Genomic DNA, 13135 nt, shown 5'->3' on the forward strand with positions numbered 1-13135 from the left:
TTACCACACTATCTTTAGTTGTGGTATTTCTTTTTTAAATAACAAGGTTAGGAGAATAAGAGTGAGCATTCAATTTATTCTTGGTCGCTCAGGGAGCGGGAAAACTGAAGAGATCTTAAATCAAATTAGAGACAAGCTATTCGAAGAACCGATCGGCCTGCCGATCATTTATCTAGTTCCTGACCAGATGACGTTTGGGGCGGAGTATGAATTAATCAAGACACCGAGTTTAGGCGGAATGATTCGTGCACAAACGTTCAGTTTTAGCAGACTGGCTTGGAGAGTTCTCCAGGAGACAGGAGGAATGACTCGCCATCACCTTTCAAGCACCGGGATTCAGATGATGCTAAGAAAGCTGGTCGAGCAATATAAGCAGGAATTTAAGGTGTTTACGAAGGCTAGTGATAAAAATGGATTTATTCAGCAGCTTGAGGCGATGTTAACTGAATTTAAACGTTACCTCCTATCACCGCAGGAGCTGGAGGAGTATCTAGCAGGTGCGACTACCGAAGTGGATAAAACCTCTTTAACAGACAAGCTCCATGATATGGCCTTGCTATATAAACAGTTAGAAATTCAGCTTAGTGATAAATACGTAGATTCTGAGGATTATCTCCATTTATTAGCGGGAAAGGTTCAGGATTCTGACTTTTTACAGTCAGCCGATATTTATATAGATGGCTTCCATAGCTTTACTCCTCAAGAATATGAGGTTGTTGGAGCATTAATGGAGCATGCAGCAAATGTGAAGATCGCCCTTACGGCTGATAAAGCATATGAAGAGCACTTGCCGCATGAGCTGCACCTCTTTCAAATGACAGGAAAAACCTACAATAAAGTTCTCCAGCTTGCCCTTGAAAAAGGCAAAGAGGTTGAGCTTCCGCTTATTTTAAATGAGCAGCACCGGTATGGCAACCCGACCTTAAGACATTTAGAAAAATATTATGATACGAGACCAACAACTGTCTACGAGCAAAAACCTGATTTAACCATTTTTCAAGCGGCAAATCGCCGGTCTGAGGTTGAAGGTATTGCTAGACAAATTCATACACTTGTACGGAAGGAAAACTATCGTTATCGTGATCTCGCTCTGCTTATTCGCAATCAAAATGATTATCGCGATGTGATAGAACAAGTTTTTCGTGATTACGAGATTCCATTTTTTATCGATCAAAAGCGTTCGATGCTGAACCATCCTTTGGTAGAGCTGATTCGTTCGACGCTTGAAATCATCAATGGTCATTGGCGTTACGAGGCAGTATTTCGTGCTGTAAAGACAGAGCTGCTTTATCCGCTTGATCGTCATAAGCAGGAAATGCGTGAGGAAATGGATTTGCTCGAAAACTATTGCTTATCATATGGGATCCAAGGTTCAAAATGGACGAATGATGAACGCTGGCGCTACCGCCGCTATTATTCACTTGATGATGACTTTGTCGTAACAGATGAAGAAAAGCAAATGGAGGAAAAGCTTAATCAGCTGCGCGACATTGTTGTTACACCAATTAAAGCTTTACAAAATCGGCTAAAACGCAGCAAGTCAGGACGAGCTTTGGCTGAAAGCTTATATCTGTATCTGGAGGAATTACACATTCCTGAAAAAATGGAAGGACTGCGTCTGGCAGCAGAAGAAAAGGGAATGCTCCTGGAAGCGAGAGAGCATGATCAAGTTTGGCAGGCGGTTATGAATCTATTAGATGAATTTGTAGAGATTCTGTCTGACGAACAGGTTTCATTAAAGCTGTTTGCTGAAATTCTTGAAACAGGCATGGAATCAATGAAATTTTCCTTGGTCCCGCCTGCTATTGATCAAGTTTTAATTGCCGATCTTGAAAAATCCCGTTTCTTTCATGTGAAATGCTCATTTATCGTGGGGGTAAATGATGGGGTGATCCCGGCAAGGCCGAAAGAAGAGGGAATCTTAACAGAAGATGATCGTGAGGCCCTTCATTATCAAGGGATCAATCTTGCTCCTACGGCAAGACAGCAGCTCCTTGATGAAAACTTCCTGATCTATATGGCATTATCAAGTCCGGCTGAAAGGCTTTATTTATCGTATCCAATGGCTGATGAAGAAGGGAAAGCCCTGCTTCCTTCTGTCATTATAAAGCGAGTGGAAGAAATGTTTCCAATGGTTGAAAAGCTAAGACTTCTTAATGAGCCTGAACAGCTGTCTTTAAATGAACAGCTATCCTTTATGGTGAATAAGCATGTGACGTTATCGTATGTCACCTCACAGCTGCAATCCTGGAAGCGCGGCTATCCAATCCATCCAATTTGGTGGGATGCTTATAACTACTTTATTACATCGGATAATCGCCAGCTAACAAAAAGAGTATTAAGCAGCTTAACGTATCAAAACAAACCAGAACAGCTTGAAACATCGATCAGCCGTGAGCTCTACGGTGAGCATATTCAAGGAAGTGTCTCCCGAATGGAGAAATTTAATAGCTGTCCATTTTCGCACTTCGCTTCACATGGACTAAAGCTGAAAGAACGGCAATTTTTCAAGCTTGAAGCACCTGATATTGGACAAATGTTCCACTCGTCCCTTAAGCTCATATCTGATCGCTTGCAGCAATTGAATCTTGATTGGAGAGAGCTGACAAAGGAGCAATGTGAACGGCTGTCAAATGATGCCGTTGATCGCCTTGCCCCGCGATTGCAAAGAGAGATTCTGCTTAGCTCAAATCGTTTCCACTATATTAAACGAAAGCTGCAAAAAATCCTTACTCGCGCTGCAGTGATCCTGAGTGAGCATGCCCAGGCGAGCGGGTTTGCACCTGTCGGCTTAGAGCTCGGTTTTGGCAAGGGGGGAGAGCTGCCTCCGCTTCGCTTTACGCTGCCGAATGGCTGCACGATGGAGGTAGCTGGCCGAATCGACCGAGTGGATAAAGCAACAGGCTCAGGACGTGTTTTGCTGCGAATTATCGATTATAAATCAAGCGAAAAAAATGTTCAGCTTTCTGAGGTCTATTACGGGTTGGCCCTGCAAATGCTTACCTATTTGGACGTCATCATCTCGAACTCCAGTATGTGGCTTGGAGTGGAGGCAACCCCTGCAGGTGTGTTGTATTTCCATGTCCATGACCCAATGATTCAAGCTAAGACGTTGATGACAGAGGAAAAGCTGGATGAGGAAATCTTTAAGAAGTTTAAAATGAAGGGGCTATTACTTGGCGATGAGGAAGCAGTAAGGCTTATGGACAACACGCTAAGTGAAGGCAGCACATCAAATATCATCTCAGCTGGCTTGAAAAAAGAAGGCGGCTTCCGCTCGACCTCCTCCATTGCGAGTGAAGAGGAGTTCGCTTTATTAAGAAAGCATGTCCGGTCGACGTTTAAAAAAGTTGGCACAAATATTACCGATGGAATCATTGATATTCGTCCATTTAAGTTAAAAGATAAAATTCCGTGTACCTTTTGCGAATATAAATCAGTCTGCCAGTTTGATGAATCATTAGAAGAAAATTCGTATCGAATCTTAAAAAGTGAAAAGAACGATGAGGTGTTAAAAAGAATGAGAGAGGAGGGTGCTGGCGATGAGTGAAATCATAGCAAAGCCTGAAAACAGTCAATGGACAGATGATCAGTGGAAGGCAATTGTCTCAAGCGGACAGGATATTTTAGTTGCTGCAGCGGCTGGATCTGGAAAAACGGCGGTGCTGGTTGAAAGAATCATAAGAAAAATCGTTTCAAGGGAAAATCCTGTTGATGTTGATTCTTTGCTTGTTGTTACCTTTACAAATGCATCGGCCGCTGAAATGAGAAGCAGGATTGGCGAAGCGCTGGAAAAAGCATTAAAAGAAAATCCATCCTCTCTTCATTTGCGAAGACAGCTGACATTGCTAAATAAAGCATCGATCTCGACCTTGCACTCGTTTTGTCTGCAGGTTGTTAGAAAGTATTATTATTTAATCAATATTGACCCGAGCTTTAGAATTGCCGATCAAACAGAAGGGCAATTACTTATTGATGAAGTGCTTGATGATATGTTCGAGGAAGAGTATAGCAGAGAGGATAATGAGGCGTTTTTTGATCTCGTTGATCGCTATACTTCTGATCGCAATGATATTGAGCTGCAAACATTGATTCGCGAGCTTTACTTTTTTTCAAGATCACATCCAACACCAAGTATTTGGTTAGATCAACTTGCAGAAATGTATGATTTGAAAGAAACAGAAGAAATTGAATCATTGCCTTTTGTCCGCTATTTGCTTCAGGACATCGCCATGCAGCTGACTGGTGCAAAGGCTCAGCTTGAACAGGCGATGGAGCTGACAAAGCTGCCGGCTGGACCGGCACCACGCGCAGAAAATCTAGAAGATGATTTAAAGCAAATTTCAGAGCTTTTACGTGTAAAGGATTCGTGGGAGCAGCTTGGCGAGCAAATAAAAACATTTAAATTATCACGAGCAAAAACGGTAAGAGGTGATCAATATGATAAAACCCTAACCGATCAAGTCACAGCCTTGCGAAATGCAGTAAAAAAACAAATTGAACAGCTCCGTGATGAGATGTTTTCGCGTCACCTTAAGAACTATGTGCTCGATTTTACCCATCTAAACCCAGTTGTCTCGAAGCTAGTGTCGCTTGTAAAGGAATTTGCAGAAAGATATGAAGGGATAAAAAAGGAAAAAGGGATTGTCGATTTTGCCGATTTAGAGCATTATTGCTTAGACATTCTGCAAACCGAGGATAACGAGCCAAGTGAAGCTGCTTTGTATTATAAGAATCAATTTTCTGAGGTATTGGTCGATGAATACCAGGATACAAACCTCGTTCAAGAAACAATCCTTAAGCTTGTCACAAAGGACGATGAAGCGACAGGGAATCTGTTTATGGTCGGTGACGTAAAGCAATCGATTTATCGCTTCCGTCTGGCAGAGCCGTTTCTTTTCTTAAGCAAATATAAACGATTTACCCAAAACGCTAATCAAACAGGGCTGCGAATTGATTTATCGAAAAACTTCAGAAGCCGGGCAGAAGTGTTGGATGGGACGAACTTTTTATTTAAGCAAATCATGGGTGAGCAGGTTGGAGAAATTGATTATGACCATGATGCAGAGCTTAAGCTTGGAGCGTCATATCCCCAAAATGAAGAAATGAATGCAGAGCTTTTATTAGTAGAGCGCAGCGATGGCGAGGAAGCTGATCAGGAGGAAGAACCGGCTGTTTTTGATGAAGAGGAATTAGAAACGGTTCAGCTGGAAGCGAGATTGATGGCTAAGAAAATCAAATCGCTTATTGATCAGCAGTTCCCGGTTTATGACCGCAGCATAAACGGCACTCGTCCTATCACTTATCGGGATGTGGTGATTTTGTTGCGCTCCATGCCGTGGGCGCCGCAAATTATGGAGGAGTTTAAGCAGGCGGGAATACCTGTCTATGCAAATCTATCAAACGGATATTTTGAAGCAACAGAAGTAGCGATAATGCTTTCACTCTTAAAAATCATTGATAATCCGTACCAGGATATACCTTTAGCATCAGTGCTCCGTTCTCCTGTCGTTGGATTGGATGCAAATGAACTCGCATTGATTCGTACATTTGACAAAAAAGGGACGTATTATGATGCGGTGAAAGCATTTTTAGCAGAGGGTTCATTGGCCAATCAAGCACTTTTCAGCAAACTGGACCCATTTATAACGCTTATGCAAGGCTGGCGCGAGCAAGCTAGACAAGGTTCAGTATCAGACTTAATCTGGCAGCTTTATCGTGATACAAAGTTTTTTGACTTTGTCGGCGGAATGCCAGGCGGAAAACAAAGACAAGCAAATTTACGTGCCCTTTATGACCGCGCACGCCAATATGAGGCAACCTCCTTTAGAGGTTTATTTAGATTTTTGCGTTTTATTGAGCGGATGCAGGAGCGCGGAGATGATCTCGGTGCAGCACGTGCCCTTGGTGAGCAGGAGGATGTCGTCAGGTTAATGACGATTCATAGCAGTAAAGGCTTGGAATTCCCGGTTGTTTTTGTTGCAGGGCTCTCGAAGCAGTTTAATATGATGGATCTAAATAGAAAGTACTTGCTTGATAAGGAGCTTGGCTTTGGAACAAAACTGATCAATCCAACATTACGGATCAGCTATCCAACGCTGCCTTATATTGCGTTAAAGAAAAAAATGCGAATGGAGCTTCTCGCAGAAGAAATGCGTGTATTATATGTTGCCTTAACAAGGGCAAAAGAAAAGCTTTATTTATTGGGAACGTTAAAAAATCCTGAAAAAACGATTGCTGAGTGGAGGAAGCATGTATCACATACTGAATGGCTGCTGCCGGATTTTGAACGCTCCAAAGCGAAAACCTATTTAGATTGGGTTGGACCAGCATTAGTGCGCCATCAGGATTGTTCGGTTTTAAGTGATGGGCAGATCTGTTTAAATAAAGAAATTGCCCAGCATCCGTCTAAATGGACGATTGACATTGTAAAAAGTGAGGAGCTGCTTGAAACCTTTAAAGCTGAAGAGGAACTAAATCATGAACGCTTATCGGCGATTAGCAATGGTGAACCTGTAGCTTTTGAGAGTGAACAGGTAGAACAGGTGAATGAACAATTAACATGGGTGTATCCTTTTAAAACAGCAGCAAGCAGCCGTTCAAAGCAATCGGTGTCAGAACTGAAAAGACAGCGAGAGGTTCAAGATGAATATAGTGATCAGCAGTTGATAAAAAGGAATCAAATCCAATCGTTTTTATATAATCGCCCACGGTTTATGCAAAGCAAATCGGTTTCTGCAGCTGAACGAGGAACTGCGATGCATACGGTTATGCAGCATATAAAATTGACAGAGCCGGTTTCGCTGGATGTTGTAACAGCAAAAGTGGAAGAATTGGTTGAAAAGGAAATTCTCTCTGCAGAATTAGCTGAGGTCATCAACCGTGAACAGATTGTAGAGTTTTTCTCATCCCCAATCGGGAAAAGGCTGCTTCAGGCCAAACAAGTGTATCGGGAAGTGCCATTCAGCTACGCGCTTAAAGCAGAACAGCTTTATGACAATTTGAAAGATGAGCCTGTATTGGTTCAAGGTGTGATTGATTGTTTGTTTGAAGATGAAGAAGGCTTTGTTTTACTAGATTATAAGACTGATACAATTAAAGGCCGCTTTCCAAGAGGAATAGAAGAGGCAGAAGCGGTGTTAAGAGAAAGATATCGCGTTCAAATTGAACTATATACTAATGCAATTGAAGAGATTACCCAGAAACCTTTAAAGGAAAAATATTTATATTTCTTTGATGGTGGATATTTAATCGACATGTAAAATTGAGAAAGAGATATTGAAGACTAGCGCCGCCTTATCAGCTTTTAGGGCTTCAGGCAGCGCTTAGCTCATGTTCATTTGAAAGGGTGTAGAACGAATGCGAATATTGCATACGGCAGACTGGCATCTGGGGAGAGCGCTCGAAGGTCGAAGCCGTTTGGCAGAGCAAGCGCAATTTATTGACGAGCTTGTTCGAATTGTCAAGGAAGAGAAAGTCGATGCGATCTTAATGGCTGGTGATGCTTTTGATACAGTGAATCCGCCGGCAGCAGCAGAGCAGCTGTTTTATGATGGACTTTCCCGGCTGTCGGATGATGGGAAACGGCCGATTATTGTCATTGCCGGAAACCATGATAATCCTGATCGTCTTTCTGCAGCATCTCCTTTAGCTGGGAACCATTCAATTCATTTAATAGGTTATCCTAAGCATGAGGTTCTTTTAGTAGATGTTCCAAAAGCGCAGCAGCAGATGATGGTTGCCGCATTGGCCTATCCATCAGAAGCAAGACTTGAGCAAGTGCTGTCAGAAGCTCACGATGAAATTCTCTTAAGAAATAAATATGATGAAAGAATTCGAGATTTCTTTGCATGGATGAGCAAGCAATTCCGAGACGATACGGTAAATCTGGCTATGAGCCATATTCATGTTGCAGGGGGAAGCTCATCTGATTCTGAACGTCCGATTGAGGTTGGGGGTGCGTATACCGTAGCAGCAACCAGCATGCCTGAAGCAGCTCAATATGTGGCGCTTGGTCACTTGCACCGTCCGCAAAACATCAAGCGTGCCAGCACATTAACAAGGTATTCCGGGTCACCGCTTGCCTACAGCTTCTCAGAAATCGGTTATGCAAAATCTGTAACCATTGTAGACGCTGAGCCAAATCAGCCTGTTATGATGAAGGAAATCCCTCTTTCTTCTGGAAAGCCGCTTGTGAGATGGAAAGCAACTGAAGGGATCAGCCAGGTGCACAGCTGGTTAGATGAAGGCCGCGATGCATCTGCATGGATTGATTTAGAAATCCATTTGACAAGTACATTGTCAATTGAAGAAATCCATAATCTGCGTAAATGGCATCCAGGATTTATTCATATTCGTCCGGTATTTCAACAGGAGCGTGAGGTGGCTGCAGCACGCCAAGCTAATTTGCCAATCGACCAATTATTTACACAGTTTTATGAAAAACAAACCGGCGGGGCAAAGCCGGAGGATGAGCTGGTGAAGCTTTTCTTAGAGCTTGTGCAGCAGGATGATGATCTTGAGGGTGGTGATGAAGAATGAAGCCGATACAGTTAGCTGTTGCTGGTTTGCATAGCTTCAGAGAAAAACAGACAGTTGATTTTAGGTCATTATGCGATAGCGGTATCTTTGGAATCTTCGGGCCGACTGGAAGCGGAAAGTCCTCGATCTTGGATGCGATGACACTTGCTCTTTATGGAAAAGTCGAACGTGCCATGAATAATACCTATGGGATTTTAAATCATGCTGAAGATCAGCTTACAGTGTCCTTTACCTTTGAGCTGGAGAATGCCTCTGGAAAAAAACAATATACCGTCGAGCGTGTGTTTAAACGTACGGATGAGATAAGGGTAAAAACCTCGATTTGCCGCTTGATCGAAGTCGGTGATGAGACAATCGTACTTGCCGATAAAGCGGTGGATGTAAATGAAAAGGTATATGGATTACTTGGTTTAACGATTGACGATTTCACTCGCGCAGTCGTGCTTCCACAAGGCAAGTTTGCAGAATTTCTGTCCTTAAAGGGGGCAGAAAGAAGACAAATGCTTCAGCGCTTATTTCACCTTGAACAATATGGTGATCAGTTATTGAAAAAATTAAAGTACCGCTTATTCTCAACCAAAAATAAGCGCAATGAGCTTGAAGCAGAGAAAACAGGCTTAGGAGACGCGTCATTAGAAGCTATAAAAGAGGCAGAAAACCGTCTTAAGGAAGCAGAAATCCTGCTGGAAAAAAGAAATAAAGAGCTAGAGAGTGTCACAAAAGACTTTGAAGAAAAGCAAATAATATGGCTGCTGCAGCAAGAAAAGGCCGGTATCGAAAAGGAAAAAGTAAAGATAGAAGCTGAAGAGGCTGTCATAAAAGATTTGCAGGAGCAGCTGAAAAGGGCTGAAGAGGCAGAGGCTTTGCGGCCATATGCCGAGAGCGTTCAAGCACTTAAGCAAGAAAAACAGGAAGCAGAGATTCATCTTGCAGCAACGAAAAATGAATATCACAAGGTGAAGAAGCAGTATGAGGAAATAAGCCGTTCTTATGACGAAATTCGCAAGAACAAGGCAGAACAAGAACCGGTATTAGTGGCTAAACGTGAAAAGCTTCTTCAATTGCAAAAGGTCGAAAATGAACTCATACAAGATCAAAAGCTGCGATCAGAATTAGCAAATAAAAAGCTGGAGCTTGAGGGGCACCGCGAAAAAAGCCGAGCTCTCCTTACAAAGGCGGAGCAGTTGGTTGAAAAAGCTGTTGCAAAGCAAAAAGAACTAATCGAACAACAAAAGTCAAACACTGTTACTTCAAAAGCACGCGAGGAAATCCGCGGTGCATTAGACGTAAAGCGAAAGATTATGCAATGCCAACAAATGGTAGCTGAGACACAAGAGCTTGTTGACAAAAAAACAGCCGCAATTAATGTAGAAAAACAAAAGATCTTACAAGTTAAAGAGAGGCTGTCAACACATAAAAAACAGCTGAAAGAGCAATTTATCTCTTTAAATCAGCTTTATTATCTCGTATCTGAACGGGGAAGGGAGCATGAAAGATACATTGATTTCATAAAAAATCAGTTGGATCTTATCCTTGCTAAAGAAGAGGAGAAAAAGAGCCATAAGCTTGCTCTTGAGCTAGTTAAGCAGCTCCATGACGGGGAGCCATGTCCTGTTTGCGGTTCATCCCATCACCCAAATCCTGTTCATGACGAAGAAGAGGAGACACGAGAAGGAGAAAAACAATCGGAATGGATAAAAAGTCAGCTTGAGCAGCTTCAAAGCTTAAGCCAAGAAAGCCATTCAATCAAAATTAAGCTTGAAGGTATCTCACAACAAGTAACAGCAGATTTTTCTTTTCTTTATGATCTGAAACAACTAAACAATATACAGGTAAATCCACTCATCATGAATGAAAAAGAGCTTTCTCTTGAGTCGAGCTATAAGCTTTTTCATGATGAATATAAAGCAATCAATCAGGATTATCTTCAAGTAAAAGCGGCAATTGACCACGTGATGAAAAAGATTCGTGAGCTGCAGCAGGAGGAGGTAAGACGTAACGATTTTATTTATTCTGCTGAACAAGATGCAAATGAGTGGAAAGAAAAACTGAATGAGTATAAGCGGAATTTTGATCATGAGCAAGCTGCCTATACAAATCATTTCACAGCCATTCCGTTTGACCAGGTGGAGCAGCTTCAACAAGAAATCACTGAAAAAGATAAAGCCTATGAGCAATTAAATACTCGAATCGAAAAAAGTGTTGCATTCATTCAAGAACAGGAAGAAATCGTTAAACAACAGCAAAGACTGAATCAGCAGTTAACAGAACAGGAAATTGAATTACATTCACAACTAAAGCATCGTGACCAGTTAATTTCTGAAAAGCAGGAAAAGCTTAAAGAAGCAGGGACAGGGGAAAGCATAACCCTTCAATTAAAGGAGACAGATGAACAAATCAAGCAATTAATTTCAAAGGAGAATGACTTATATCAATCAAGGCAGCACCATTCAAATCTGCATCACCAGCTGCAAAGCCAACTGGCAGCATATGAAAAATCGCTTGAGCAAACGATAAACAAGCTAGCAGGTGCTAAAAAGAAATGGGAGTCTGTCTGTGAAGGTACAAGCTTTAAGACGATAGAGGAAACACTCGCATCTCTCCTAGAAATAGAGAAAAGACAGCAAATGAAGGAAAAAATTGAGCGTTTTTCTGATAAGGTTAAGCAGCTTCATACAGAACTGCAGCGGATTGAGGAGAAGCTTGCTGGAAAACAGCTGTCATTAGAAGAGTGGGAACAAATTCAGCAAATAAAAGCTGAGGTGAAGGAACAGGTTGATGAAGCTGTTGCCAGCAAAGGAGCGGAGACGAAAGCCCTTCAAGTGCTGTTAGATAAGCATGATCGCTTCATGGAGATTGAAAACGAGCAAAAAGAATTGGATGATCTCCTGCAAAAGCTGGAAAAACTCCAATCTGTTTTCAAGGGCAATAGTTTTGTTGAATATGTTGCAGAAGAACAGCTTGAACAAGTCAGTCGAGATGCCTCTGAACGACTTCGTCTGTTAACCCGCGGCAGATATGCCATCGAGGTTGACTCACAAGGAGGATTTATCATGAGGGATGATGCGAACGGAGGGGTAAGACGGCCTGTATCGACGCTATCAGGTGGAGAAACCTTCTTAACTTCACTTGCCTTGGCATTATCCTTATCATCACAAATACAGCTAAGAGGGGAATACCCGCTTCAATTTTTCTTCCTTGATGAAGGATTCGGGACATTGGATGGAGAGCTGCTCGATACAGTCGTAACAGCTCTAGAAAAGCTCCAGTCCCAAAATTTATCGGTAGGCGTTATCAGCCATGTTTCAGAGCTTAGGGCAAGATTGCCAAGAAAGCTAATTGTTGAACCGGCAGAGCCTTCCGGAAAAGGATCTTCTGTTTATATTGAGTCATTGTAGTTTATCTCCATCATGCATAACGAAAACCTCTTGAGATCCAAGAGGTTTTTCGTTATGGATGTTACCGGCTTAGCTGCCCCAATTTATGCTTCATGATTTTTGGTAAATAGTAAGTTTACAAAGGTTGCTCAATAGCTGCTAGTAAAGCTTTCTTAAAGTTAAATAATAAAAAATGATTCAAATCTTTTGGTAGATTAATATTTACAAATGTAAACGTTTTCATATATAATAATACTGGGTTGGATGGCGCGAGTGGCCGTCATAGTATTTGGCATAGGTGGGGCTGATACAAAGGATAATCTGTTATTGCGTTATTTCGAGATGATATGTTTTGAGAGTTCATTTTTTAGTTTATTTGTTTATATGATTTCTAAACGTAAGGGTGGTTTTTATATGAATGATACGACTGAAAAAATCGTACATACCAATTTGAGATTTTGTCCTCAATGTAATAAAGAAAGACCATATGTCATTATTTATGTAACGGGTTCGATTCGGTGTGCTAATTGCGACTATTATCATTTAAAGCAAAGTGAATAAAAAAAGCGCAAGGGCCTTGAACAGCCTCGGGCAAATAAGACGATTTGGAATAGAAGGCGTTCTTTGCCTTCAATTTCAAATTGGCTAGACCCTAGCCTAGAGGCAGTCAAAAACGCGACGTCCTGTCGCACTGACTGCACTTGCACGTCCTGTGCTTCGGGGCTAGGTGCTGGAGCTAGACACAAAAACGAAGTACAAAAAGTTATACTTTAAACTTTAAAAAAGGGGAGCGGACACAGAATCGTCCAATCCCCTTTTTCCTTAATTATTTGCAATCATATTCTGATCTGTTACATCAGGGTCTACCATATTTGTTATACTAATTCCGTTATTGATGATATGGAAATCTCCTGTGCTTCCTCCACCAGAGCCAGACGCTGATTTTGATTGGCTTTTAGGAGAGAGGTAGAAGGAATCCCCAAAATTTATGACTCCGCCATCTACACTATTAATCTTAATGGGTCCTACAATCGCTGGCATATGAAAAACATCCTTTTTGTTTTAGATGGTAATTGATACGTTTCACTAACCATCAGCAAGGATGGCCGATTAACTTCGCCGCGTCCTATAAAGAAACCGGCACTCGTAGCTCCTGTACTTCGAGAAATCCCCCTCTGATGGAAGTCTCACTTTAGTCTATGCATCGGTTTGCGGAG

Annotated in this window: 6 protein-coding genes; 5 read left to right on the top strand and 1 reads right to left on the bottom strand. The window is 41.9% G+C overall.

Annotation, left to right across the window (positions count from 1 at the left end; translation table 11 throughout):
- Positions 1 to 61 precede the first annotated feature (61 nt).
- The 5 genes from addB (at position 62) to ACSVDH_RS05500 (ending at position 12479) form a co-directional block, all read left to right on the top strand.
- Positions 62 to 3550 (top strand): helicase-exonuclease AddAB subunit AddB, encoded by a 3489-nt coding sequence (gene addB / locus ACSVDH_RS05480; protein WP_439248761.1) that lies wholly within the window; start codon positions 62 to 64, stop codon positions 3548 to 3550.
- Complete coding sequence (gene addA / locus ACSVDH_RS05485) at positions 3543 to 7262, top strand: helicase-exonuclease AddAB subunit AddA (protein WP_439248762.1); 3720 nt, start codon at positions 3543 to 3545, stop codon at positions 7260 to 7262. Before addB ends, addA begins: the two co-directional genes overlap by 8 nt.
- A gap of 97 nt (positions 7263 to 7359) precedes the next feature.
- A complete protein-coding gene (locus ACSVDH_RS05490) occupies positions 7360 to 8541 on the top strand; it encodes an exonuclease SbcCD subunit D (RefSeq protein ID WP_439248763.1) in 1182 nt (393 codons plus the stop codon).
- The gene (locus tag ACSVDH_RS05495; protein WP_439248764.1) at positions 8538 to 11939 is read left to right on the top strand and encodes an AAA family ATPase; all 3402 of its coding nucleotides are present in this window, start codon (positions 8538 to 8540) and stop codon (positions 11937 to 11939) included. The genes ACSVDH_RS05490 and ACSVDH_RS05495 overlap by 4 nt, the downstream gene beginning before the upstream one ends.
- Positions 11940 to 12332: 393 nt before the next feature.
- Positions 12333 to 12479, top strand: a complete 147-nt coding sequence (locus tag ACSVDH_RS05500) for a hypothetical protein (protein ID WP_439248765.1) — start codon at positions 12333 to 12335, stop codon at positions 12477 to 12479.
- Positions 12480 to 12740: 261 nt separating this feature from the next.
- Here ACSVDH_RS05500 and ACSVDH_RS05505 read toward each other — a convergent pair whose 3' ends face one another.
- The gene (locus ACSVDH_RS05505; RefSeq protein ID WP_299091829.1) at positions 12741 to 12959 is read right to left on the bottom strand and encodes a spore germination protein; all 219 of its coding nucleotides are present in this window, start codon (positions 12957 to 12959) and stop codon (positions 12741 to 12743) included.
- Between the last annotated feature and the right edge of the window lie 176 nt (positions 12960 to 13135).

Source organism: Metabacillus sp. Hm71 (assembly GCF_051842955.2).
In the GTDB taxonomy this organism is placed as follows: Bacteria; Bacillota; Bacilli; order Bacillales; family Bacillaceae; genus Metabacillus.

Bases quoted from the DNA above. Each gene is read 5' to 3' on its own strand.
- addA (WP_439248762.1), top strand. From the start codon at position 3,543: ATGAGTGAAATCATAGCAAAGCCTGAAAACAGTCAATGGACAGATGAT.
- ACSVDH_RS05490 (WP_439248763.1), top strand. From the start codon at position 7,360: ATGCGAATATTGCATACGGCAGACTGGCATCTGGGGAGAGCGCTCGAA.
- ACSVDH_RS05495 (WP_439248764.1), top strand. From the start codon at position 8,538: ATGAAGCCGATACAGTTAGCTGTTGCTGGTTTGCATAGCTTCAGAGAA.
- ACSVDH_RS05500 (WP_439248765.1), top strand. From the start codon at position 12,333: ATGAATGATACGACTGAAAAAATCGTACATACCAATTTGAGATTTTGT.
- ACSVDH_RS05505 (WP_299091829.1), bottom strand. From the start codon at position 12,959: ATGCCAGCGATTGTAGGACCCATTAAGATTAATAGTGTAGATGGCGGA.